The organism is Leifsonia lichenia (assembly GCF_054780215.1).
Window position 1 is genome coordinate 718,455 of the sequence record NZ_BAAGWT010000001.1, and the last position, 23,538, is coordinate 741,992.

Sequence of the window (23,538 nt, forward strand, 5' to 3'; positions counted from 1 at the left end):
GTCGACCGTCAGGTGCGGCGGTAGCCGGGGTGCCCGTCGGCCGAGAGCCCTGACGCGCCGGCGAGCTTGCCGAGGAGCGCGGCGAACGCCTGCTGCTCCCGCGGGTCCAGGGGTGCGAGCACGTCCGCCTGGTGCGCCTCTGCGACCACGCGGAGTTCTTCGAGCATCCGTTCTCCGTCGGCGGTGAGCGCGAGTTGGTTGTTGCGGCGGTCGGCTTCGCTTCGGGTGCGCTCGACGAGGCCGCGGGCCTGCAGGTCGTCGATGAGGGCGACCAGCCTGCTCGGGACGGTGCCGAGCCGGTGAGCGAGGTCTTTCTGGCTGATGCCGGGGGTGCGTCCGAGCACCCGGAGCACGCCGGCATCCCGTGCCGTCAGGCCCAGCTCGGAGACGCGTTCTCCGAACCGGTCGGAGGCCGCTGCGCCGAGCTGAGCAAGCAGGAACGCGGTGCGCGGGCTCACACCGCTCTGGCCACGATGAGGGGTGGATGCGTCGGTCACTCCCACAGAATACCTCTTGCTATTAATGATTACAATGTGTAACCATTACGAACATGAACGAAAACATCGCTCCGTCGCGGCGCCAGGGTGGACCGCACCTCGGCGTCCTCGCCATCGTGTCGGCGGCGCTGGTCGTCGCCGCCATCGTCCTCGGCGCAGCCCTCGCGGGTGGCACCGTGTTCGTCCCCCCGTTCGCCGGTAAGGCCGCCGTCGCCGCATACGCGCAGCAGGACTGGGCGGGCATCCGGGTGACGGCGATGCTGCAGTTCGGCTCCGCCGTGCCGTTCGGCATCCTCGCGGCGACGGCCTTCGCGCGCCTGCAGCGGCTCGGCGTGCGCGTGCCCGGCCCGTCGATCGGCTTCACCGGGGGCCTCACGGCGGCCATCTTGCTGATGGTGTCCGCGCTCGCCACCTACCTGCTCAGCCGCCCGGAGCTCACCACGGACGCCACCCTCGCGCTCGCCCTGTCGTTCCTCGCCTTCGCCACGGGAGGGGTCGGCTACGTGACCGGCATGGGGCTGCTGCTCGCCGGCATCGCGGTTCCATCTCTCATCCTGGGGCTCCTGCCGCGCTGGCTCGCCTGGGCGGGCCTGGTGATCGCGGCCCTGTCCGAGCTGAGCTTCCTCTCGCTCGCGATCGAGCCGTTGCAGTTCCTCCTCCCGATCGGGCGATTCGGCGGCCTGGCGTGGCTCATCGTCGCCGGGTTCCTCCTGCCGGTCGACCGCCGCGAGGTGCGCGACCGCGACCGCGAAGGGGTGCGAGCGTGAACGCGGCCGCCGGTGGCGCATCCCCTGTGGCGTTCGTGCTCGGCGCGAACGGTCTGATCGGCAACGCGATCTGCCTCGGGCTGGGAGCCGACGGCTACACGGTCGTGCCCGCTGCGAGGGATGCGGAGGCGCTGGCGTCTCTCGCCGAGCTGCTCCGCGCATCCGGTGTCGACTGCCCGCGCACCTTCGCGTTCGACGCGACGGACGACGACGCCCTCACCTCCGCCATCGCCACGGTCGCGGCAGAGCACGGGCTCTCCGTCGCCGTCAACAACGTGGGCCGCGGCCACCAGCCGACGCCGCTCGCCAGGATGGACCTGGCCGAGTTCGACGCGGTGATGACCGTCACCTTCCGCAGTGTCGCGGTCGCCATGCGGGCGGAGCTGCGCGCGCTTGCGGAGGGAACTGGGCCGCGCGCTGTGGTCAACGTCGTGTCGAGCGCCGGGACGGGCGCCGCACCCGGGATGTCGGCGTACGTCGCGGCCAAGCACGCCGTCGTGGGTCTGACCAGGACGGCCGCCATCGACGAGGCCCGCACCGGCATCCGGGTCAACGCCGTCGCGCCCGGCCCGATCGAATCCGGTCCGATCATGGCCCAGGATGCGAGCGTCCGCACGATGGTCGGCGGGTACGTCCCCCTCGGGCGGATGGGCATCGCCGACGAGGTCGCCGCCGCTGTGCGCTGGCTGGCGTCCCCTGCTGCGTCGTACGTGACAGGCGCCATCCTCCCCGTGGACGGCGGGAAGTCCGCCTGATCGCCGCCGCACCGTACGATGGACGCGTGACTTCCTCCCCCGAACTGGCCGACTGGTCGCACGTATACTCCGGCAAGGTCCGCGACCTCTACGTCCCGGAAGGACGCACCGGCCTCGACGACACCGACGCCGTGCTCGTCGTCGCCAGCGACCGTGTCAGCGCGTTCGACCACGTGCTCGAACCGGGCATCCCCGGCAAGGGCGAACTGCTCACGACGCTCAGCCTGTGGTGGTTCGACCAGCTCACCGAGGTGCCGAACCACCTGATCCCCGACCACGTCCTCGACGGCGAGAAGGCGGTCGAGCGCATCCCGGCCGAAGTGGCAGGGCGCTCGATGCTGGTGAAGCCGCTCGATATGTTCCCCGTCGAGTGCGTCGTGCGCGGCTACCTCACGGGCAGTGGATGGGCGGAGTACCAGCAGACGCAGAGCGTGTGCGGCGTCCCCCTCCCCGCGGGCCTCACCGACGGCGACCGCCTCCCCGAGCCGATCTACACTCCGGCCTGGAAGGCCCCGCTCGGCCAGCACGACGAGAACATCAGCTTCGAGCGCACCGTCGAACTCGTCGGTGCCGACGTCGCGGAGGAACTGCGCCGCCTGTCGCTCCTCGTCTACGCACGCGGCGCCGCCATCGCGGAGGCGCGCGGCGTGATCATCGCCGACACCAAGTTCGAGTTCGGCGCAGACCGCGCGACGGGCCAGATCACGCTCGCCGACGAGGTGCTTACCAGCGACTCCAGCCGGTACTGGGATGCGGTCGCATACGCCGCGGGGACGACCCCGCGCGAGCGGATGGCCAGCTTCGACAAGCAGATCGTCCGCGACTGGCTCGCCGCCCACTGGGACAAGACGGGCACGCCGCCGGAGCTTCCCTCCGACATCGTCGAGCGCACAGCGGCGCGCTACCGAGAACTGCTGGAACGCCTGACAAAGGCCTGACCGGCCACGCAGGCCGCCCCCGGCGCGAGATACCAGTAACTGTCGCGAAACGCACGGGATGCGCGACAGTTACTGGTATCTCGTGAACCCCGCCCGCGCATCCAGTCGCCCTCCGATGGCGCGCAGGGCCGCGAGGATGGTGACCAGGTCGACCACCTCCTGCGCCACGGCGCCCGCCGTCGCCGGAATGAACCCGAACGCGGCGATCAGCATCAGCACGACGGACACGGCGATGCCGAGCCAGATGCTCTGCAGAGCGATGCGGACGGTGTCCTTCCCGAACTGCACAGCGCGGGCCACGCCGCCGATGTCGTCCACCAGGATCACCGCATCCGCCGACTCGCTCGCCGCCGTCGCTCCCTTGGCGCCCATCGCGATCCCGACGTCGGCAGCGGCGAGCACGGGCGCGTCGTTCACGCCGTCGCCCACCATGATCACGGGGCGCTCCGTGATCGCCGCGACCTCGGCGACCTTGTCGGCGGGCAGGCACTCCGCGCGCACCCGCGTGACGCCCAGCTCCGCCGCGATGTGCGCCGCCGTCTCCTCGGCGTCGCCGGTCAGGATCATCGTGCGCGTGACACCCAGCTCGGAGAGCCGATCGATGGTCGCCGCGGCATTCGCTCTGAGCTGGTCGCGCGCGAGGATGGCGCCGGCGAACCGTCCGTCGATGGCCACATAGACCGCCAGCTCGCCCGGCGCGATGGCGGTGCGACGTGCATCCGGCGCGTGGGAGAGGACGAACGCGAACTTCCCGACCACGACCTCTCTGCCCCGGATGCGGGCGACCACCCCGTTCGTCGCCGCCTCCTCAGCCGAGTCGGCCTCGTCGAGCGGGAGCCCGCGCTCCTTCGCGGCGTCGATCATCGCCGACGCGAGCACGTGCGAGGAGTACTGCTCCGCGCTCGCGACCGCCGAGAGCAGTTCATCCGCGGAGAGGGGCGCCTCGACGCGCACCTCCGTGATCGTCGGCGTTCCGCGGGTGAGCGTTCCCGTCTTGTCGAACACCGCCGTCTTCGCCGTCGCCAGGGTTTCGAGGACTCCCCCGCCCTTCACGATGATCCCGTTGCGCGCCGCGCGACTCATCCCGCCGATGAACGCGACGGGTGCGGCGATGAGCAGCGGGCACGGCGTCGCAAGCACCAGCACCTCCGCGAACCGCACAGGATCGCCGCTGACCAGCCAGGCGACCGCGCCGAGCACGAGCGAGAACACGGTGAACGGCACGGCGAAACGGTCGGCCAGCCGCACGACGGGCGCCTTGCTCTCCGCCGCCTGCGTCACGAGCGCGACGATCTGCTGGTACTGGCTCGCAGACGCCGTCGCCGTCGCGCGGAGCTCGATGGCCGCCTGACCGTTGACCACGCCGCTGAGCACCGTGTCCCCCGCGTGCTTCTCCACGGGCACGCTCTCTCCGGTGATCGAGGACTGATCGACCGTCGTCTCCTTCGACAGCAGCACGCCGTCGACCGGCACGATCTCAGACGGCCGCACCAGCAGCACGTCGCCAGGGCGCACGTCGTCGATGTGGATGTCGACGTACCCGCCGTCGTCAGCGCGGTGCGCGAGCTGCGGCGCCCGGGTGAGCAGCGCATCCAGTTCTCGCTTCGCCCTCCGGTTGGCGTAGTCCTCGAGCGCCTCGCCCCCGGTGAGCATGAGCACGACGATGAGGGACGCGACGAACTCGCCGACCAGCACGGTGGAGACGATCGCCGTCACGGCAAGGATGTCCAGGCCGAACTGGCGCCGCAGCATCGCCCTGACCATCCCGACCGCCTGCCAGGCCGCGATGGCGAGCGCGTAGACGCTGAACAGCCACTGGACAGCCGCGCCGGCACCGGCCAGCGCCAAGGCGATGCCGACGAGGCCGATCACGATGGTGAGCGTGACCACCCAGTAGCGGCGGGCGAGCCGGAAGACGCGGGACATGCGGTCAGTCTCGCCGATCAGCGGTCGGCGCCGCCAGGGCCGATCCTGGATGCGGCGCGTCCCATTCCGTTCGCCGCATGTGCACGGGGCTAGGTTCAGTGACATGCACGAACTCACCGCACCCATCCCGACCGCGGCCATCGCCGACGCGGCCGTGCGGCTCGGGATCCGGGTCGCCGCCGCACCGGCAGGGCTGGTCCCGCTGCTGCGCGACAAGCCGTTCGCCGGACCGGCCGCGCCCGTCACCCACCTCGGCAGTGTGGATGTGCTGCTCGAGACCATCGACGACGCCCCGCCAGGCGCCGTGCTCGTCGTCGACAACGGCGGCCGGCGCGACGAAGCCTGCGTCGGCGACCTGATGCTGCTCGAAGCGCGCGAGGCGGGGATGCGCGGCGCGGTCGCCTGGGGACTCCACCGCGACACCGCCCAGTTGCGCGAGATCGGGTTGCCGCTGTTCAGCCTGGGCGCGTACCCGTTCGGTCCGCGGCGGGTGCCTCCCGCCGGGCGGGCGATGCGGAGCGCGTTCCTCGACGGCGTTCCTGTCGTGGAGGGCGACTGGATCGTCGCCGACGACGACGGCGTGCTCGTGGTCCGGCCGGAACGGCGCGAGGAGCTCGTGGAGACGGCGCTGCGCATCCAGTCGGTGGAGGGCGCCCAGTCCGAGCGGATGCGCGGGGGCGCGTCGCTGCGGGACCAGCTCGACTTCGCAGCGTACCGGCGCAGGCAGGCCGCCGACCCCGAGCTGACGCTGCGCCGCTACCTGCAGGAGACCGGCGGGGCGATCGAGACCTAGGCGCGCGGGCGACGGAGCCCGCTGCCGCACCGCACCGCGTTCCCTGGGATTGCGCCGCGGTGGGACTAGCGTGTCGGTCATGCGCACAACGGAGTCTCCCGACGAGCGTCGCCGCCACATCGCCGAGGCCGTGTGGCGGATCGTCCGCCGCGACGGGATCAATGCCGTGAGCACGCGCACCGTCGCCGCCGAGGCCGGGATGGTGCTCGGGTCGCTGCGTCACTACTTCCCCCGGCAGTCGGATGCGGTGGCGTTCGCGATGCGGCTGGTCATGGAGCGGGCGACCGGGCGCATCCGGGGCATCGTGGCCGTGGCCGGGCCGGATGGCGCGAGCGGACCTGAGTTGCTGGAGCAGTTCCTTCCGCTCGACGAGGAACGCAGGGAGGAGATGGAGGTCTGGCTGGTGTTCGCAGGGGCCGCCCTCGCCGACGACGCGCTCGCTCCGCTGAAACGCGACTCCGACGCCACGATGCTCGCGATCATCCGGCGGATCGTGTCCGCTGCCGCACCCGCAGGAACCCCGCTGGATCGGGTCGAGCGGGTGGCCGACCGGATGCGGGCGCTCACCGACGGGCTCGCCGCCCACCTGGTCGGCCGGTATCCGGCGCTCACCCCTGCGTCTGCACGGGCGATCCTGGCGGACGAGTATCGCGGGATGTGGGCGTGAACGAGCGGCCGTTTGGAATATCACCGTCGCGCTCTGCGTTCGGATAGGACATGACCGAGCTCCTTCCCGCCGACTCCGCGATGGGGGCCGTGACCCTCCGGGTCGCCGACCTCGACGCGATGACCGCCTACTATCGCGACGCGGTCACGCTCAGTGTCCTCGCGCAGGAGGGCGGCAGGACGATCCTCGGACGCGGAGCGACCCCGGTCGTCATCCTGGAGCACGCACCGGAGCTGCGGCACGCAGGACCGCGGGACGCCGGGCTGTTCCACACGGCCATCCTGTTCGACTCGGAGGAGACGCTCGCCGCCGCCGTCTACTCGGTGGCCCGCCGCGCGCCAGGCACGTTCACCGGCAGCGCCGACCACCTGGTGAGCAAGGCGTTCTACTTCACCGACCCCGAGGGCAACGGCGTCGAGCTGTACTGGGACCGCGACCGCACCCAGTGGAGCTGGACCCACGGCCAGGTCGAGATGGCGACGCTCTACCTCGACCCGAACGACTTCCTCGGCGAACACCTCAGCGAGCGCGCGGCCTCGCTGGCCGACGCCGCGGGCGACGAGCGGCTGGGCGACGCGACCGTCGGCCACGTTCACCTCTCCGTCGGCGACGTCGCCACGGCGCGCGCGTTCTACGTCGACCGTCTCGGCTTCGAAGCCACCGCATCCCTCGGCGACCAGGCGCTCTTCGTCAGCGCCGGCGGCTACCACCACCACATGGCGATGAACACCTGGAACAGCAGGGGCGCAGGGCCCCGACGCCTCGCGCTCGGCCTCGGCGAGGTCGAGATCCACGTCCCGACGGCTGACGACCTGGGCGCACTGACCGAGCGGATGCGGCACTACGGCGTGCAGACCCGCGACGACGGCCGCTCGGTGAGCTTCGACGACCCGTGGGCGAACGCGGTGCGCGTCGTCGCCTGAGCAGTTCGGCAGGAGGTCTGGGGCGACACGCCGCGGAAGACTCCGTCCGGCAGGAGATCGCGGCGCGAGCGGCTCGGATCTCCTGCTGAACCACGAAGCCGCCCGCCCCGAGGTGGGGCGAGCGGCTCCGGATGCGCGGTGCGCGTCAGTCGGCGACGGGGGCTGCGTGCACGCCGTGCGGCGGCTCTTCGTCGGGGGCGAGGTCGGTCGCGGGCGGCACGTCGGCGGCGTGCGAGCCGCGCGTGACCGCATCCACGGGGACGGGCGCGGCGTGCGAGCCGTGCGTGGCGGCGCCGACCGGCTCGGCGACAGGCGCACCCGCACCCGCAGCAGCACCTGCACCCGCAGGAGCACCGGCACCAGCACTCGCGGCTGCTGACGCAGCAGCGGCGTCCGCCACGGCGCCCGCGGAACGCGGACCCCACGCCGGCGGCTTCGGCTTCTCCCACCACATCACGATGAGCGCGCCCAGCAGGGCGACCGCCGCGGGGAGCAGGAGCGACTCCGACATCGCCTGCGTGAATCCGGCGTGCAGGAACGTCGGCAGCTCGGTCCCGGTCGCGGCCTCGGACGGCGACGCGCCGCCCGGAGCCTTGGGCAGGTCCACCGCGAGGCGGCTGCTGATGAGGGCGGCGATGGATGCGCTGCCCAGCACCGCGCCGACCTGGCGGGTCGTGTTGTACACGCCGGAGCCTGCGCCGGCCTGGTTCATCGGCAGGTTGCGAGTGACCGTGGTGGAGATCGGACCCCACACACCGGACATCGCAATGCCGAGCAGAGCGCTCGGTGCGAGCAACCACCAGATGGACACATCCGGGGTCAGCAGGCGCGAGTACCAGAACAGCGAACCGGCGAACAGCAGCAGGCCGACCGTGGCGAAGTAGCGCGGGTTGATCCGGTCGATCAGCTTGCCGACGAACGGCGCGAGCACACCGGAGAAGACCGCCATCGGCGCGAGCATCAGGGCGGACTGGGTCGGCGTGAGAGCGCGAACCGTCTGGAAGTAGAACACGAGCGGCAGAGCCATGCAGGTGACGGCGAAGCCGACGGTCGTGATCGCGGCGTTGGACAGCGAGAAGTTGCGGTCGCGGAACAGCTTGAGCGGAAGCAGCGGCTCCTTCTTGTTGAACGCCTGCCACACCACGAACGCGATCAGCACGACGATGCCCGAGATGATCAGGCCCCAGACCGTGATCGGACCGGTGATGGTCCCCCAGTCGTACGTGCCACCCTCCTGGATGCCGAACACCAGCAGGAACATGCCCACCGCGCTCAGGACCACGCCGAGGATGTCGAAGCTGTGCGAGTGCGTCGGCAGCTTCGGGACGAGCCGGGCGGCGAGGATGAACGCGACGATGCCGACCGGAACGTTGATGAAGAAGATCCACTCCCAGCCGAGCCCGTCGACGAGCACGCCGCCGAGCAGCGGGCCGATCAGGGTGGCGACACCGGCGACGGCGCCCCACAGCCCCATCGCCGCGCCGCGGCGGTCCGGCGGGAAGATGCGGGTGATGACGGCCATCGTCTGCGGCGTCATCAGCGCGGCGCCGAGACCCTGCACCACACGGGCTGCGATGAGCATCCCGATGCCGCCGCCGGGCAGGACGCCGGAGAAACCGCACCAGGCGGAAGCGAGCGTGAAGATCACGAGGCCGATGAGGTAGAGGTTCTTCGGGCCGAACCGGTCACCGAGGCGGCCGGTGATGAGCAGCGGGACGGCGTAGGCGAGCAAGTAGGCGCTGGTCACCCAGATGACCGCGTTGTAGTCGGTGCCGAGGTCGAGACCCTTCATGATCGCCGGGTTGGCGACCGACACGATGGTCGTGTCGATGAGGATCATGAAGAATCCGATGACCAGGGCCCACAGTGCGGGCCACGGCTTCAGTTCTTTTTCCATGGAAGTGTTCCTGTCAGTGATGCTTCTCCTCGGACCAGGACAGTACGCCTGATTCGAGGTCGTCGATGAGGGATTCCAGCCAGGTCGCTTCGACCTCGCTGATCGCCCGGCTGTACTGGACGTTGATCCAGTACTTGCGGGGGAGCTGCTTGGCCTCGAGGTCGGCGATGCCCGCATCCATCACCGCCAGGTCGGCCCGGATGAGGGCGACCCTGTTGCGGAGGAGCTGGATGACGGACTCGACGGGAAGGTTGTGCGACTCGCCGAGAGCAAGCGGGAATTCGGGATATTCGTTGATGGGTGTTGCGAGGATCTCCGCGATGCGCGCGGTGAGCACGTGATTGCCCTGTTCGGTGATCTCGTACGTCGTGCGCTCCGGCCGGTTGCCCTCGCGTTCGGTGCCGGTCGCCCGCACCAGCCCCTGACCGGCGAGCCGGTCGACGGCGTGATAGAGCGATCCTGGACGCACCTTGACCACGCGTTCCTCCGAGCGCTGCACCAGCGTCTGGTACATCTCGTACGGGTGCATCGGCCGCTCGATGAGCAGCGCGAGGGCTGCCACGCCGAGCGACGTGAGCGTGGTGGTGGATGGCATGGAGAAGGTGATCCTTGTTATTCCGGACTGATTATTCCTTGAGGAATATACGGCGCGGGGCAATGGGTTGTCAACCCCTCCAGCGGGCGGTCGAGGCCGTGCAACGTTGTAGCATTCCAAAGGATCGCCCGGAGTCGCGGCGAGAGCCGGGGAGGAGCCGTCAGTGGCCGTGACACTGCGCGAGGTCGCCGAGGCCGCCGGCGTGTCGATCAAGACCGTCTCGAACGTGATCAACGGATACCCGTACATCAGCGCAGCGACCAAGACCGCCGTCGAGACAGCCGTCGCCGAGCTGGGCTACCAGCCCAACCTGTCCGCGCGGGGACTCCGCTCCGGGCGCACCGGCGCGATCAGCCTCGTCATCCCCGACCTGAAGAACCCGTACTTCGCCGAGCTGGCCGACTCGATCATGCGGGAGGCGTCGAAGCACGACCTGGCGGTGTTCATCCAGCAGAGCGGCGGCGACAGGGAGCGGGAGCTCGCGATCCTGCGCGGGCCGCAGATGCGCATGGCGGACGGCATCCTGTTCAGCGTCGCCGGACTGAGCCAGGAGGATGCGGCCCTCGTCACGGCGCCGAGCCCGATCGTGCTGCTCGGGGAGCGGATCTTCCACGGCCCCGCCGACCACGTCACGATGACGAACGTCGCAGCATCCAGGGCCGCGACGGAGCACCTGCTCTCGATCGGCCGACGGAGGATCGTGGCGCTCGGCGCACACAGGGACGAGGCTGTCGGCTCCGCCGCGCTGCGACTCGCCGGCTACCGGGCGGCACTGGAGGCGGCGGGCGTCGAGTACCGAGACGACCTCGTGATCGAGACCCCCGACTGGCAGCGGGTCGACGGCGCACAGGGGATGCGCGCCCTCCTCGCCACCGGCGTCCAGGTGGACGGGGTCGTCGCCTTCAACGACTCGCTGGCGTTCGGCGCGATGCGCGCGATCGAGGACGGCGGGTTCCGCATCCCCCACGACGTGGCGATCATCGGCTTCGACGATGTGGACGAGACGCGGTACTCGATTCCGTCGCTGTCATCCATCGACCCCGGGCGCGACGACATCGCGGCGACAGCGGTTCGGCTGCTGCTCGCGCGGATCGGCGGGGACACCGCGACGCCGTTCGTGGAGCACGAGGCGCCCTTCCGCCTGGTGGTGCGGGAGTCGACCGGCGGCTGACCCGCCCTGCTTGACACGACCCGTTCCCATGCTCGATAGTTCTTCTACAACGTTGTCGGTAAACGTTGTAAATCACCCAGAAGGAACGCATCCATGACTGACACCACCATCGTCCTCAGCCGCGCGAACGCCGTCGGACCTGTGCGCCGCCGCACGTTCGGATCGTTCGTCGAGCACCTCGGACGGTGTGTGTACGACGGAATCTACGAGCCGGGTCACCCCACCGCGAACGAGGACGGTTTCCGGCTGGATGTGGTCGACCTCGTCAAGGAGCTCGGCTCGACCACCGTGCGCTACCCCGGTGGCAACTTCGTCTCCGGCTTCCGCTGGGAGGACTCCGTCGGCCCACGGGAGAACCGCCCGGTGCGCCGCGACCTCGCCTGGCACTCGCTGGAGACCAACCAGGTGGGCCTGGACGAGTTCTCACGCTGGCTGAAACTCACCGGCTCCGAACTGATGCTCGCCGTCAACCTCGGCACCCGCGGCATCGAGTCGGCGCTCGACCTGCTCGAGTACGCCAATCACCCGTCCGGCACCGCGCTCAGCGACCAGCGCGTCGCCAACGGCACCGTCGAGCCGCACGACATCCGGATGTGGTGCCTCGGCAACGAGATGGACGGCCCGTGGCAGACCGGCTACCTCACCGCCGACGACTACGGCAAGCTCGCCGCCCGCACCGCCGCGGCGATGAAGATGGCGGACAAAGACCTCGAACTGGTGGCCTGCGGTTCGTCCGGCTCCGGGATGCCCACCTTCGGCGAGTGGGAGCGCGTCGTGCTCGAGCACGCGTACGACCACGTCGACTTCATCTCGGCGCACGCCTACTACCAGGAGCGCGGCGGCGATCTCGGCTCGTTCCTCGCCTCCTCCGTCGACATGCAGTACTTCATCGACACCGTCATCGCGACCGCCGACCACGTCGGCTACCGCAAGAAGAGCACCAAGAAGATCAACATCTCCTTCGACGAGTGGAACATCTGGTACCTCGACGAGCACCAGGCCAGCGACGAGATCAACGACGAATGGCGCGTCGCCCCCCGCCAGCTCGAAGACGTCTACTCTGTCGCCGACGCCGTCGTGCTCGGAAACCTGCTGATCACGCTCCTGAAGAACAGCGACCGCGTCGCCTCCGCATCCCTCGCCCAGCTGGTCAACGTGATCGCCCCGATCATGACAGAGCCCGGCGGAGACGCCTGGCGGCAGACCACGTTCTTCCCGTTCTCCGTCACCAGCAGGCTCGCCCGCGGCACCGTCCTGCGCCCGGTCATCGACGCCCCGACGTACAGCACCGCCGTGCACGGCGACGCAGCCGTGGTGGATGCGGTCGCGACCTTCGACGAGGAGACCGCGACCGGCGCGGTGTTCCTCGTGAACCGCGACCAGACCGCATCCCGCACCGTCAGCATCGATGTGCGCGACCTCGGCGCCTCACGGATCACGGAGGCGGTCACCCTCGCCGACGACGACGTCTACGCCAAGAACACCATCGACGACCAGACCCGCGTCGGCCTCGCACCCAACACGTCGGCCACCATCGAAGACGGACGACTCACCGTCGTGCTGCCGCCCGTCTCGTGGACGGCGGTCGCCTTCGGCTGACGTGCCGCCCGTCTCGTGGACGGCGGTCGCCTTCGGCTGACGCCGCCCGTCACTTCGTCTTCGACAGCTTGTCGATCCAGGCCAGCGCCACGGCCGACAGGATGAAGACGCAGTGGATGACGACCTGCCAGAAGACGCCCTCGCTGGTGTACTTCTCGCCTTCGATGACGCCGCCGCCCGCGCCACCGCCGATGTCGGCGACGGCGATGAACGTTTTCAGCAGGTGGATGGAGGAGATGCCGATGATCGCCATCGCCAGCTTGACCTTGAGCACATTGGCGTTGACGTGCGACAGCCACTCCGGCTGATCGGGATGCCCTTCGACGTTCACGCGCGACACGAACGTCTCGTAGCCGCCGATGATGACCATGATCAGCAGGTTCGCGATCATCACCACGTCGATCAGCCCGAGGACCGCGAGCATGATGTCGGCTTCCTCGATGTGCGTCGGGTGGGCGATCACGTCCGCGGCGATGTGCCACAGCTCCACCATGAAGACGTAGACGTAGATGAGCTGCGCCACGATCAACCCCAGGTAGAGGGGGGCCTGCAGCCAGCGACTGGCGAAGATCAGCGAGCTGATCCCGCGCTGTGGCGCGTTCGGCCTGCGCGGCTCGACGGGCGCTGCGGTGGTGGTGGTGACGGGTGGGGCAGTCTCGGACACGGGGGCTTCCTCACGTTTTCGGCAGGGAAAGCCTAAAGAGCGGTTTATGTGAAAACCCTCAGGATGCGTTGAGCGCCAGCACCTGCTCCGTGAAGGCCCGCGCGCCGCCCTGCGCCGGATGCCGCACGGCGGGCGCATCCACCCCCTCCGCGGCGAGCGCGCCCTGCGCCTTCCTGCCGACGGCGACGATCGTCTCGATGCCGAACGCGCGCGCCAGCTCCAGGGCGACCGGCGTGCCGTCGCGCACCTCGGCGGGGCGGGGCGTGCGGTTGGTGCGCGGGTCACCGGCGACGAACGGGTGGTGCGGGAAGATCGGCCAGGTGAGCGGCAGCGGTCCACGCCAGTCGGCGAGCGTCGCCCAGACCACTCTGCTCGACGCCTCCCACGGGGCCTCTGGATGCTCGGGGAGCTCCAGCCCTGGAACGGCCAGGCGCGCAGGTCCGCCAGCCGCGGCCTCGCGCGCCGAGACGAACGGCACCCCGGTGACGGTCATGCCGCGCCAGCCCGGCGCCTCCGCGAGGAGGAGGACGGTGGCGCCGTCGACGGCCGCGAGGTAGCGGCGCAGGTTGCGTTCCCGCATCCGGCCGAGTTCGTCGTCGCCGTACAGGAACTCGGCGTCCGCTGGAGCTGGGACGGCTCGAAGCATGCGGAAGAAGGTGTCGAGCATCCACTCATGGTCGCGGATCGGCCTCGCGAAACGCTAGTCGGCGGCCATGCTCGGGGGATTGTAAATAATCCTTACATATTACGTCTGCATGTATTTCGTCCGTATTCGCCTGACGCCAAACTCGGGAAGGCGTCGGAGGCGGCCGCAGAAGCGTCGTCCTCCGTGACGCAGCGCTGTTCCCCGCAGCGCGAACAGAGAAAGGACACATACATCTCCATGCGACGAATGAAGTACGGACGTTCTGCAGGAACCCGTTTGAGGCTTTGTGCCGCCGTCACGTTCGGGACGGTTGCGTTCGGTGCCGTCGGTCTCGCCGCGCCGGCCAGCGCGAGCCCAGCCCTCAGCGAGACGGGCTCGGCGCCCACGACCATGCTCGGCTGGTCCGAGCAGGTGGTCAACGGCCACGACGAGTGGCGGGCAGACTTCACTGTGCGCGTCGCCGCCGGGGCGGCGCCGAGCAAGATCGAGTGGAACTCCGCGCCGAACGCGCCCACCACCTGGGGCACGCTGACAAAGGTGGACGCGATCCAGGCGTCGGCCGGAAACGCGTACTCGATCGTGCAGACGGTCAGCGACGGCGACCACGACCTGCTGTACATCAGCGCGCGCGGCGACTCGAGCGTGCCGACCGTCAAGGAATCGATCACGTACCAGGTCGGCCTCCGCATCACGATGGCGGACGGCACGACCACGACCCACCACGCCTACGAGAACGTCGGACGGAACACCTCCACCGGTCGTCCGTTCGCGGTCCAGGCGTGGGATACGACGACGTCGAGCCTTCCCGGCTACTACGGGCCGAACTCGCAGACCGGCTGGGGCAACGTCAGCTCGGCCGACAGCTCCGACCCGCTCCTCGGCGTCAAATTCCACGTCGACGCTCTCAACTCCGGCCGCTCGGCCGACAACGGATGCGATGTGACCGATTCGGTCTACTACCAGTTCGTCCGCGGCGACAACGGCGCCCCGGCGTCGGTCACGCCGACCCCCGAGCTGATGACGATCGCGAACCACAGCTCCGGCGTGAAGGGCGGCGTCCTTGTCAACGTTGGCCGCTTCACCCTCGACGATCCCGGGTATTACAAGCTGGTCATCTGGCCGCAGGCATCCAGCTCGAAAGCTTCGGCGCCCCAGGACTGCACCGGAGTCTCGTACGACCCGGCCGTGCTGAGTGAAAGCACGCAGGTCGGCAGCGTCTTCTGGCGCATCCCGGCCACCGCAGGGACTGTCACGCCCGAGCCGGTCACGCCCGTCTCCGTGGCGACGCCGGGCGTCGGCGAGGTCGTCTCGGCGACCAAGCCGGTGTTCTCGGGACTGGGCCACCCCGGTGCGACCGTCGAGGTGAAGGCCGACAACGGCACGCTGCACGGCAGCGTCGTCGTCGATGAGAAGGGCCAGTGGACGATCGAGGCAGCGAACGATCACGCAGACGGCGACCACACCGCCACCGTGACGCAGACCTCCGGCGGCGACGTGAGCACGTCGTCTGTCCCATACAGCGTCAAGACCGCCGCGCAGGTCACGGCAGTCTCGCTCACCTCCCCCGCAATTGGCGAGGTCGTCTCCGTAGCCAAGCCGGTGTTCTCCGGCACGGGCCACCCTGGCGCGACCGTCGTGGTCCGAGGCAGCAGCGGCAAGGTTCTCGCAACCACCACGGTCGACGCGGCAGGCGACTGGTCGGCGGAGTCCACGGTCGAGCTGACGAACGGAGCGTACATCGGCACGACCGAGCAGACGTTCGGAGCATCGTCGACGACCGCACCCGTCCGCTACACGATCACCATCGCCGGGCCGACGCTCACCATGCCGTTCGAGGTGACCAGCCCGGCCATCGGCGGCACGCTCGGCAGCACCACTCCCGTGTTCAAGGGCACCGGCACCGCGGGAGCCACGGTCCACGTCCGCGGCAACAGCGGCCGCGTGATCGCCAGCACCACAGTGGATGCGGACGGCACGTGGTCGGTGCAGTCCACCCTGGAGCTCAGCCCAGGGGCGTACCTCGGCACGGTCCACCACAACGACGGCGGCGTGCTCACGGTCGGCGGGCTCGACTACCGCATCGCGTACGGCCTGACGCTGAGCAACCCGATCGCGGGCGGCACCGTGTCCGGTCCCCTGCCTGTCTTCTCCGGCACCGGGGAGGCAGGAGCCACCGTGATCGTCCGCGGCAGCTCGGGCCGCACCGTCGCCACGACGACGGTCGGCGCGGACGGCACCTGGTCGGCTGAGGCGCTGTTCGCGCTCGGCAACGGCGCGTACGTCGGTTCGGTCGTGCAGGTCATCGGGGCGGTCGAGACTCACACCTCGCCGATCTCATACACCGTGGCCTGACCTCGCGGTCGGAACACGCAACGACGACAGGCGTGACTCGCTCCACGGAGCGGGTCACGCCTGCGGCGTTTCGGCGGGGCGACCGTGGAGCGGACGCCCGCGGCAGGGCAGAATTGTCCCAGCTCGCGCTGCTGGGGCGGAGAGTCGGAGCGAAGGGTTCAGGATGCCCACCATCGTCCTCGTGGGGTTCGCCGCGATCGCGCTGTGGTCGCTGGTCGCGCACCGGTTCGAGCGCAGCGGCATCGCCGGACCCGTCGTCCTCGCGCTCATCGGCTCGCTCATCGTGCTGGTCGACATCCCCGCCTTCGTCGAGACCGTCGACAGCGACGTGGCAGAGCACGTGGTGGAGCTGATCCTCGCGGTGCTGCTGTTCGTGGACGCCTGTGAAGTGAAGGGCGGGGTCTTCGGCGGCGAAGGCAGGATGATTTCCAGGCTCGTGCTGATCGCGCTGCCCCTCTCGCTGGCTCTCGTCGTCGTGACCGGCCTGTGGCTGGTGCCGGGTGTGAACCTGTTCGTGCTGATCGTCGTGGCCTGCGTCGTCATGCCGACCGACTTCGCACCGGCGACGGCTCTGCTGCGGTCTCCGCTGATCCCTGCGCGGGTGCGGCAGATCCTCAACGTGGAGAGCGGATACAACGACGGTCTCATCTCCCCGATCTTCGGAATGTCACTCGCGATCGCGGTCGTGCTGCCGACCCTGATCACGGTGGCGGACAGCGGAGCCGAGCCGACGGGCTCGACCGAGACAGAGCTGGAGAAGAACCTCGAGGACTTCGTCAACGCGTTCCTCGGCGCTGTGCCGGCGACCGTCGTCGCGATCGTGGTCGGGGTGCTGCTCGGCGGCCTGATCGGCGTGCTCACGAGGTGGGCCTCCGGTCGCGGATTCGCCAACGCGACGGGCATCCGCATCGTCATGCTGATCACCCCGCTTCTCACCTACGGCATCGCGACTCTGCACGGGATCGGTGCGAACGGCTTCGTCGCCGCGTTCGTCGCCGGGGTGATGTTCCGTTTCACCCGCACCCGCAAGACGCAGCAGTTGTCGATCGCGCACGACGAGCTGGTGCTCGTGGAGGAGGTCGGCACGTTCGCGACGAACTTCGTCTGGTTCGTGCTCGGCGCGATGACGACGGAGATGATCGTCCGGGGCGTCGACTGGCGCCTCCTCGTGCTCGCCGTGCTCGCTCTCACCGTCTTCCGGGCGGTGCCCGTCTACCTGGCGACGCTCGGCTCCTCCGTCTCGTGGCGCGACCGGACCGTGATCGGGTTCGTCGGTCCTCGCGGCACGGCGTCGATCGTTTTCGGACTGCTCGCCTTCAACAAGCTCCCGACCGGCGTCGGCGACGACGTCTGGGACGTCGCGGTGCTCACGGTCATCGGCAGCATCCTCCTGCACGGCCTCGCCGCCCCGTACGTGGTCAAGCGGATCGCCCGGCGCTCCAGCGCGTCCTGACCCCACGACCCGCACGACTCGTGCGAAGCGTGCGGTGCCACGGCTCCGCAGCGCACCTTTCGCACGAGCGATGCGCCCGGTCTACGGCCGCAGCGCCACCCGCGGGTGCCGTCCGGCGGCGGCGAGCGCCGCATCCACATCGGCCAGCGGGAAGGTCTCGCCGACCTGCGCGGCGAACGGGTAACGCTGCCACGCCTCCGCGAGGAAGCGGACAGCGGCCCCGAGATGATGCGGCGCATAGTTGTGGACGCCGCGGATCGTGACGAGCCGGCGCACGAGCTGCTCCGGATCGATGGCGAGGTCTGGGCCGGGCGAGACGGAGCCGACCAGCACGAGCACGCCGCCCACGTCGACCGTCTGAAGCAGGGAGCGGACGGCGGCGGGCGCGCCGGAGAGCTCGAGTGCGACCGTCGGGGCGGCGCCCCGGCCACCCGCCTTGGTCAGCGCGGCGGTGAGCCCGCCAGGCGCGTCCGCGGCGACGCGAGGGTCGGCGACGGCGACCGCCCCGAAGGCGAGCGCCGCCTCCCGTCGCTCGGGGATCGGGTCGCTGACGACGACGGATGCGCCGGCATCCGTGGCCATGGAGGCCGCCGTGAGCCCGAGCATCCCCGCCCCGGCGATGAGGACGAGTCCGCCGTCCAGCGGCGTGATCGCGGTCGCGGCCTCCAGCGCTGCGGCCACGGTCGCCGTCGCGCAGGACGCCGGCGCGAGCACCTCGGACGGCACGTCCTCTGGAACCTGGGCCATCGGAGTGCCGTCGAGGATGTGGGCGTGCGTGGCGAAACCGCCGGACAGTTCCCAGCCGCGGCGCATCCGCTCGTGGCCGTACTTCTGCAGGTTCACGCACTTCTGCGGGAGGCCGCGGCGGCACCTGGTGCAGCGTCCGCACGGCACGGCGACGGACCAGACCACCCGCTCGCCGAGGCTCACCCTGTGGCCGTCGATGGTCTTCGCTCCCCCGCGCCCGAGCGCGACGACGCGGCCGACCTGCTCGTGGCCCAGGATGAGCGGCGTCGGCGCCGAGCGGTGCCCCAGCACCGTGTGCACGTCGGAGCCGCACACCGTCGCCAGCTCGATCTCCACCAGAGCGTCACCCGGCGAGAGTCGCACGCCTGGCACGGCCACCGCCTCGTGCAGATGCCCCTCCCCCTGCCACACCATCGCCGTCGCAGACGGGTAGACGCTGACCCCCTTCCCCAGGCGTGCCGGCGGTTCCACCACGCGCGGGGTCACCGCCCGCACCGTCATCGACCGGCGGTGTCGTCGAGGCCGAGCAGTTCCGCGAGGTCGGCGATGCTGGGGATGACCGCGTCGGCGCCCGCATCCGTCAGTGTCTCCTCGTCGTGCGCGCCCGTGAGCACACCGACCACCAGGCCGGCGCCGGCCGCGATCCCGGATGCGATGTCGCTGGCGGTGTCGCCGACCACGACCATGCCCTCGACACTGGTCCCTCCGGTGCGCAGCAGCGCGGTGAGCGGGAGGTCGGGGAACGGACGTCCGCGACCCGCCTCTGCCGGGCTGAGCGTGAGGTCGGCGAGATCGCGCCAGCCGAGCGCATCAAGCACGGCGTCCTGTGTCGGGCGGGAGAAGCCGGTCGTCAGCGCGACCTTCACGCCCAGCTCCCTCAGGTGCCGGATGAGGTCTTCCGCGCCCGGAACGGCACGCAGCCCCTCGCTCGCCGCGAGCTCTCCGTACGCCGACTCGAACAGGGCGTTGGCGTGCTGCGCCTGGTCCTCGTCATCGGTGAGCGCGCGGAAGACGGCGATCTTCGACTGGCCCATCGTGTCGCGGACGTACTCGAGCGCGCGCTCGCGCTCCTCCGGCGTCTGCCCGATGCCCGCCGCGTCCGCCGCGCGCTCGAAGGCGCGCTCGACCAGGCCGTCGTCCACGACGGTCGTGCCCGCCATGTCGAGCACGACGAGCTCGAGGTCGGCGTCGAGGTCATCGGCGTCGTCGAGGTCGTCGTCGCTGAACTCCTCGTCGTCCTCCCAGTCCTCGTCGGCGGTGTTGTCCGACGCGGTGTCGACGGCTCCGGCGACGGCGATGTCGTCGAACTCGCTGGTGATGATTCCGTCGCCGGTCCTCGTGGTTGCGTCTGTGCTCATGATCGGTGCCCTTCTGTGGTGAATCCGGTGGGTCTGGTGGAACGGGTGGGGTCGGCGGTTCTGGTGGGTTCGCGGTGCTGCCGGATGCCAGGCAGCGGCCGGCTGCTGCGCTGAGCGGTCAGTCTGCCCGCGCGGAACCGGCGGTCGCGAGCACGCCGGGCGCCGACGAGAACAGTTCGTCCACCACCCGCTCCGCGAGGCCGAGCCCTGTCGTCATCCCGATGCCGGTCGTCACGGAGACGACCCGCACCTCTGGAGCTGGCGCCGCGACGAGGAAGTCGTCCGGCGCCGTCGCGTACACGCCCTGCCAGCGCTCACGCACCCGGATGCGGTCGGTTCCGAAGAGCTGCCTGGCCAGCTCGATCAACTGGTCGCTGGCGGCCTCCGACTGGAACGGTGGAACGTCGACCCCGCGGTAGTGGGTGTCCCCGACGATCAGGCTGCCGTCCGGACGCTGCGTGTACATCTGATTGAGGTCGAGCGCCGCCAGCTCCGGATGCTCCTCCGCCAGCCGCTCGCGCAGCGCACCGGCGCTCGGCGTGTGGGCGAAGCCCGAGTAGCGGACCAGCGACCAGCCCGTGAGCAGGGGCGCGCTGAGCGGGTGGTCGAGTTCCGCATCCACCAGCATCATGTCGAGGCCGCAGCGCTCCACGCCGTGCGCCTCGGCGAGGCCGGGGAACAGCAGGTCGACGTCGTGGTTGACGGCGACCACCACCGCGTCGGCCGACAGCGTGCCGCGTGAGGTGTGCACCGCGCCGGTCTGCACTCCGACCACGGCCGTGCGCCAGAAGAAGTCGACGCCGTGCGCATCCAGCCAGCGGACGATGGCCGAGGCGGCCTCACGCGGATCCACCTGCAGGTCGCGGGGCAGCCACGCGCCGCCGACCGCGACGCCGTCGGCGACGGGGATGCGGTCGCGCACTTCGGCAGGCGTCAGCAGCCGCACGTCCGACCCGCCTCTGCGCTGCCGGAATTCGTCGAGCACCGCCAGTTCGTCCTGGGCCTGCGCGACCACGACTGTCCCGCTCTCGCGCAGCCAGAAGCCGGCCTCGGGAGCGAGGGTGAGCCAGAGCTCCCGGGCCAGCTCGGCGTACGCACGCGCTTCGCCCTCCTGGCCGGTGATGCAGAGGTGCCCGAAGTTGCGCACCGACGCACCGACGACGCTGGATGCGCGGTCGACGACGGCGACCGTGAGCCCGCGCTTCAGAGCGGCGACCGCGTGCCCGAGCCCGACGATGCCGCTGCCGACGATCGCGAGGTCGTAGTGTCTGCCCATCGCTGTGCCCTTCCTTCCGGAGACGCCGCTCATCGCAACGCCTTCCTCATCCAGACCGCGATCCCCTCCACGATGAAGACGGTCGCCATGATCACGAGCACGAACGCGAAGACCTCGTTCCAGGCCGACACGCGCGCCGCGTTGTTGAGGTAGAAGCCGATCCCTCCGCTGCCGACGACGCCGAGCACGGTGGCGGCTCGGATGTTGCTGTCGAACAGGTAGAAGCTGTGGCCGACGAATGCGGGAACGCTCGGCGGGACGGTGGCGGACGCGTAGACCTGCAGGCGGCGTGCGCCGACCGCTGTGAGCGCGCGCTGCGGCCCGGCCGGAACCTCCTCGATGGAGTCGGCGAACAGTTTGCCGAGCAGCCCGACGCCGCCGAAAGCCAGCGCGAACACCGCCGCCGTCGGCCCAAGCCCCGTGATGATGATGAGCACGATCGCGAGCACCAGCTCCGGAACACCGCGCACGGCGACGAGCAGCACACGGAACACACCGCGCGTCGGCGCGTTCGGCGCGACGTTCCTGGCGGCGAGGGACCCGACCACGAGCGAGAACAGCAGGCTGACGACGGTCGCGGCGAGCGCGATCAGCACGGTGTCGCGCATGGCGACGGCGATCTGCTCGACGGTGTACGGCTCGAACGTCGGCGGCCAGAATTTGATGAGGGGGACGTTCCGCCAGAAGGTGAGGAAGTCGCCCCAGTGCACCTGCGCGATCACCAGCGCCCCGACGATCACCACGGCGGTGAGCACCCAGGTGACGGTGTTCCTGACGCGGCGCGCGGTGAGGCTGCGCGTCGCTCCGCCCCCGAGCATCCCGCGCCGGACGGTGGACGAGACGACCTCCATCACGACGCAGAGCGCGAACATGACCAGCGCGAGCGCCATCGCCGTGCGGTAGTCGAGGGTGGCGAGCGCCTTCCACATCTCGTAGCCGAGCCCGGCGACGCCGACGTAGCCGAGGATGATCGACCCGCGCAGGTTGATGTCGTTGCGGTGCAGCACGGTCGCCACCCAGCTCGGCGCGACCTGCGGCAGGATGCCGGAGAAGAACTCCTGCGACCTGCTGCCGCCCGCCGCCCGGATGGCGAGCCTCGGACCTTCGTCGATCTGCTCGATGGCGTCGGCGAACAGCTTCGAGATCATACCGATCGAGTGGATGCCGATGGCGAGGATGCCGGGAAGGGTGCCGAGGGTGAACAGCACGGCGAAGACCATGGCGAGCACCACATCCGGGATGGACCTGGTCATCACGGTGATGAACCGGCCGGCCCACTGCGCGGCGCGGTTGGGGCTGGTGTTCGCGGCGGCGAGGTAGGCGACCGGCACCGAGATGATCGCGGCGAGGAGCGTGCCGAGCACGACCATCCCGAGCGTCTGGCCGATTGCGGGCCACAGCACGTCCGGCGCTGGGAGGCGAAGCGGCACGATCCTGCCGAAGAACGCCTCGGCCTTGGGGATGCTGCGGACCACGGTGTCGAAGCTGACACCGAGCACGGGGAAGGCGGCGACGCCGAGCGCGAGCAGGGCGAACAGCACCACGACGGCCGCGACCCTGGACGCGGGCGGGCGCGGGCGACGCAGAGCCGCGAGGGATGTGCGCGCGTCGGCGAGCGGGACGGTGGCCATCAGGCGCGCGGGGCGGTGCTGGAGGGGGCGGCTGTTGCGAGGACGGCGCCCGCGAGTTCGAGCTCGGCGGCCGCATCCACGTCTGCGGCGAGTTCGCTGTCGATGGCGTTCAGTTCGCGGGTGGTGGCGGCGACCCTGCCGTAGATCTCCATCACCTGCGCCTTGTCGAGACCGGCGGTCGGGGTGTCGAGCACGACGCGTCCGTGGCGGAGGCCCACGATGCGGTCTCCCCAGCCGAGGGCGAGGTCCACCTGGTGCAGGCTGCAGATGACGGTGAGGCCGTTGTCGGCGGCGATCTCCCTGATGAGCGCCATGACCTGCTCACTCGACTCGGGGTCGAGGGAGGCGACGGGCTCGTCGGCGAGGAGGATCTCCGGGTCTTGCATGAGCGCGCGCGCGATGGCGACGCGCTGCTGCTGACCACCGGAGAGGGTGTCGGCGCGCTGGTACGCCTTGTCCGCGAGCCCGACCCTGTCGAGATGCGCGATGGCGCGGCGGCGAAGTGCGGCCGGGTAGGTGAAGGCGCCGAGGCGAGGGCCGCGCAGTGTGGCGAGCGATCCGGTGAGGACGTTCTCGATGACGGTCAGCGGACCGACGAGCTCGAACTGCTGGAAGATGAACCCGATGCGACTGCGGAGCGTGCGCAGCGGACGCGCGCCGAGCTGCGGAACCGACTGCCCGAGCACGCGCACCTGGCCGCTGGTCGGTCGCTCCAGGCCGTCCAGGTGGCGAAGCAGAGTCGACTTGCCCGAGCCCGAGAGACCGAGCAGCACCACGACCTCGCCCTTGGCGACGCTCAGGTTCACGTCGTCGAGCGCTGTCGTCTCTGCGAACTTCTTGGTGACCCCTGCCACCTCGACGATGCGCGCTGCTTCACTCATGT

Annotated in this window: 21 protein-coding genes; 10 read left to right on the top strand and 11 right to left on the bottom strand. The window is 70.2% G+C overall.

Annotated features, from left to right (window positions below):
• Positions 1 to 8: 8 nt before the first annotated feature.
• Entirely contained in the window at positions 9 to 497 is a 489-nt protein-coding gene (locus ACYVGI_RS03350) for a MarR family winged helix-turn-helix transcriptional regulator (protein ID WP_460631232.1), read from the bottom strand.
• Positions 498 to 550: 53 nt separating this feature from the next.
• Here ACYVGI_RS03350 and ACYVGI_RS03355 point away from each other — a divergent pair, with 53 nt between their 5' ends.
• Genes ACYVGI_RS03355 through ACYVGI_RS03365 form a run of 3 tightly spaced genes read left to right on the top strand, consistent with a single transcriptional unit; the run spans position 551 to position 2,957 of the window.
• Positions 551 to 1,264 (top strand): hypothetical protein, encoded by a 714-nt coding sequence (locus ACYVGI_RS03355; RefSeq protein WP_460631233.1) that lies wholly within the window; start codon positions 551 to 553, stop codon positions 1,262 to 1,264.
• Complete coding sequence (locus ACYVGI_RS03360; protein ID WP_460631234.1) at positions 1,261 to 2,019, top strand: SDR family NAD(P)-dependent oxidoreductase; 759 nt, start codon at positions 1,261 to 1,263, stop codon at positions 2,017 to 2,019. The genes ACYVGI_RS03355 and ACYVGI_RS03360 overlap by 4 nt, the downstream gene beginning before the upstream one ends.
• Positions 2,020 to 2,045: 26 nt before the next feature.
• On the top strand, positions 2,046 to 2,957 hold the full coding sequence (locus ACYVGI_RS03365) for a phosphoribosylaminoimidazolesuccinocarboxamide synthase (RefSeq protein ID WP_460631235.1): 912 nt from the start codon (positions 2,046 to 2,048) through the stop codon (positions 2,955 to 2,957).
• Between the two features lie 69 nt (positions 2,958 to 3,026).
• Here ACYVGI_RS03365 and ACYVGI_RS03370 read toward each other — a convergent pair whose 3' ends face one another.
• A complete protein-coding gene (locus ACYVGI_RS03370) occupies positions 3,027 to 4,883 on the bottom strand; it encodes a heavy metal translocating P-type ATPase (RefSeq protein WP_460631236.1) in 1,857 nt (618 codons plus the stop codon).
• A gap of 103 nt (positions 4,884 to 4,986) precedes the next feature.
• Between ACYVGI_RS03370 and ACYVGI_RS03375 the strand changes: the two genes are divergently transcribed.
• The 3 genes from ACYVGI_RS03375 (at position 4,987) to ACYVGI_RS03385 (ending at position 7,266) form a co-directional block, all read left to right on the top strand.
• Positions 4,987 to 5,676, top strand: coding sequence for an RraA family protein (locus ACYVGI_RS03375; protein ID WP_460631237.1), 690 nt, complete (start codon positions 4,987 to 4,989; stop codon positions 5,674 to 5,676).
• 79 nt (positions 5,677 to 5,755) lie between these two features.
• Positions 5,756 to 6,343, top strand: a complete 588-nt coding sequence (locus ACYVGI_RS03380; RefSeq protein WP_460631238.1) for a TetR/AcrR family transcriptional regulator — start codon at positions 5,756 to 5,758, stop codon at positions 6,341 to 6,343.
• A gap of 50 nt (positions 6,344 to 6,393) precedes the next feature.
• The gene (locus ACYVGI_RS03385; RefSeq protein ID WP_460631239.1) at positions 6,394 to 7,266 is read left to right on the top strand and encodes a VOC family protein; all 873 of its coding nucleotides are present in this window, start codon (positions 6,394 to 6,396) and stop codon (positions 7,264 to 7,266) included.
• 145 nt (positions 7,267 to 7,411) lie between these two features.
• On the opposite strand, the gene ACYVGI_RS03390 is transcribed toward ACYVGI_RS03385, so the two are convergent.
• Positions 7,412 to 9,163, bottom strand: a complete 1,752-nt coding sequence (locus ACYVGI_RS03390) for a DHA2 family efflux MFS transporter permease subunit (protein WP_460631240.1) — start codon at positions 9,161 to 9,163, stop codon at positions 7,412 to 7,414.
• Positions 9,164 to 9,176: 13 nt separating this feature from the next.
• Positions 9,177 to 9,758, bottom strand: coding sequence for a PadR family transcriptional regulator (locus ACYVGI_RS03395; RefSeq protein ID WP_460631241.1), 582 nt, complete (start codon positions 9,756 to 9,758; stop codon positions 9,177 to 9,179).
• Positions 9,759 to 9,921: 163 nt separating this feature from the next.
• Between ACYVGI_RS03395 and ACYVGI_RS03400 the strand changes: the two genes are divergently transcribed.
• Entirely contained in the window at positions 9,922 to 10,929 is a 1,008-nt protein-coding gene (locus ACYVGI_RS03400; RefSeq protein ID WP_460631242.1) for a LacI family DNA-binding transcriptional regulator, read from the top strand.
• 93 nt (positions 10,930 to 11,022) lie between these two features.
• A complete protein-coding gene (gene arfA, locus ACYVGI_RS03405; protein WP_460631243.1) occupies positions 11,023 to 12,528 on the top strand; it encodes an arabinosylfuranosidase ArfA in 1,506 nt (501 codons plus the stop codon).
• A gap of 49 nt (positions 12,529 to 12,577) precedes the next feature.
• Here arfA and ACYVGI_RS03410 read toward each other — a convergent pair whose 3' ends face one another.
• The gene (locus tag ACYVGI_RS03410) at positions 12,578 to 13,192 is read right to left on the bottom strand and encodes a TIGR00645 family protein (RefSeq protein WP_460631244.1); all 615 of its coding nucleotides are present in this window, start codon (positions 13,190 to 13,192) and stop codon (positions 12,578 to 12,580) included.
• A gap of 58 nt (positions 13,193 to 13,250) precedes the next feature.
• Positions 13,251 to 13,859 (bottom strand): uracil-DNA glycosylase, encoded by a 609-nt coding sequence (locus ACYVGI_RS03415; RefSeq protein ID WP_460631245.1) that lies wholly within the window; start codon positions 13,857 to 13,859, stop codon positions 13,251 to 13,253.
• A 255-nt stretch (positions 13,860 to 14,114) separates the two neighbouring features.
• Between ACYVGI_RS03415 and ACYVGI_RS03420 the strand changes: the two genes are divergently transcribed.
• Together ACYVGI_RS03420 and ACYVGI_RS03425 are read left to right on the top strand one after the other, a co-directional pair.
• On the top strand, positions 14,115 to 16,190 hold the full coding sequence (locus ACYVGI_RS03420; protein WP_460631246.1) for an Ig-like domain-containing protein: 2,076 nt from the start codon (positions 14,115 to 14,117) through the stop codon (positions 16,188 to 16,190).
• A gap of 163 nt (positions 16,191 to 16,353) precedes the next feature.
• On the top strand, positions 16,354 to 17,643 hold the full coding sequence (locus ACYVGI_RS03425; RefSeq protein WP_460631247.1) for a cation:proton antiporter: 1,290 nt from the start codon (positions 16,354 to 16,356) through the stop codon (positions 17,641 to 17,643).
• Between the two features lie 81 nt (positions 17,644 to 17,724).
• On the opposite strand, the gene ACYVGI_RS03430 is transcribed toward ACYVGI_RS03425, so the two are convergent.
• From ACYVGI_RS03430 to phnC, 5 genes are all read right to left on the bottom strand, one after another.
• Entirely contained in the window at positions 17,725 to 18,876 is a 1,152-nt protein-coding gene (locus ACYVGI_RS03430; RefSeq protein ID WP_460631248.1) for an alcohol dehydrogenase catalytic domain-containing protein, read from the bottom strand.
• 11 nt (positions 18,877 to 18,887) lie between these two features.
• Positions 18,888 to 19,748 carry a phosphonatase-like hydrolase gene (locus ACYVGI_RS03435; protein ID WP_460631249.1) on the bottom strand — a complete coding sequence of 287 codons (861 nt, stop codon included), beginning with the start codon at positions 19,746 to 19,748 and terminating at the stop codon, positions 18,888 to 18,890.
• A gap of 118 nt (positions 19,749 to 19,866) precedes the next feature.
• Positions 19,867 to 21,057 (bottom strand): TIGR03364 family FAD-dependent oxidoreductase, encoded by a 1,191-nt coding sequence (locus ACYVGI_RS03440; RefSeq protein WP_460631250.1) that lies wholly within the window; start codon positions 21,055 to 21,057, stop codon positions 19,867 to 19,869.
• Positions 21,054 to 22,655, bottom strand: a complete 1,602-nt coding sequence (gene phnE / locus ACYVGI_RS03445) for a phosphonate ABC transporter, permease protein PhnE (RefSeq protein WP_460631251.1) — start codon at positions 22,653 to 22,655, stop codon at positions 21,054 to 21,056. Before phnE ends, ACYVGI_RS03440 begins: the two co-directional genes overlap by 4 nt.
• Positions 22,655 to 23,536, bottom strand: coding sequence for a phosphonate ABC transporter ATP-binding protein (gene phnC, locus ACYVGI_RS03450; protein ID WP_460631252.1), 882 nt, complete (start codon positions 23,534 to 23,536; stop codon positions 22,655 to 22,657). The genes phnE and phnC overlap by 1 nt, the downstream gene beginning before the upstream one ends.
• Positions 23,537 to 23,538 lie beyond the last annotated feature (2 nt).

Coding starts and splice junctions, on each gene's coding strand:
- ACYVGI_RS03355 (WP_460631233.1), top strand. CDS start 551: ATGAACGAAAACATCGCTCCGTCGCGGCGCCAGGGTGGACCGCACCTC.
- ACYVGI_RS03370 (WP_460631236.1), bottom strand. CDS start 4,883: ATGTCCCGCGTCTTCCGGCTCGCCCGCCGCTACTGGGTGGTCACGCTC.
- ACYVGI_RS03375 (WP_460631237.1), top strand. CDS start 4,987: ATGCACGAACTCACCGCACCCATCCCGACCGCGGCCATCGCCGACGCG.
- ACYVGI_RS03380 (WP_460631238.1), top strand. CDS start 5,756: ATGCGCACAACGGAGTCTCCCGACGAGCGTCGCCGCCACATCGCCGAG.
- ACYVGI_RS03385 (WP_460631239.1), top strand. CDS start 6,394: ATGACCGAGCTCCTTCCCGCCGACTCCGCGATGGGGGCCGTGACCCTC.
- ACYVGI_RS03390 (WP_460631240.1), bottom strand. CDS start 9,163: ATGGAAAAAGAACTGAAGCCGTGGCCCGCACTGTGGGCCCTGGTCATC.
- ACYVGI_RS03395 (WP_460631241.1), bottom strand. CDS start 9,758: ATGCCATCCACCACCACGCTCACGTCGCTCGGCGTGGCAGCCCTCGCG.
- arfA (WP_460631243.1), top strand. CDS start 11,023: ATGACTGACACCACCATCGTCCTCAGCCGCGCGAACGCCGTCGGACCT.
- ACYVGI_RS03415 (WP_460631245.1), bottom strand. CDS start 13,859: ATGCTCGACACCTTCTTCCGCATGCTTCGAGCCGTCCCAGCTCCAGCG.
- ACYVGI_RS03425 (WP_460631247.1), top strand. CDS start 16,354: ATGCCCACCATCGTCCTCGTGGGGTTCGCCGCGATCGCGCTGTGGTCG.
- ACYVGI_RS03435 (WP_460631249.1), bottom strand. CDS start 19,748: ATGAGCACAGACGCAACCACGAGGACCGGCGACGGAATCATCACCAGC.
- ACYVGI_RS03440 (WP_460631250.1), bottom strand. CDS start 21,057: ATGAGCGGCGTCTCCGGAAGGAAGGGCACAGCGATGGGCAGACACTAC.
- phnE (WP_460631251.1), bottom strand. CDS start 22,655: ATGGCCACCGTCCCGCTCGCCGACGCGCGCACATCCCTCGCGGCTCTG.
- phnC (WP_460631252.1), bottom strand. CDS start 23,536: ATGAGTGAAGCAGCGCGCATCGTCGAGGTGGCAGGGGTCACCAAGAAG.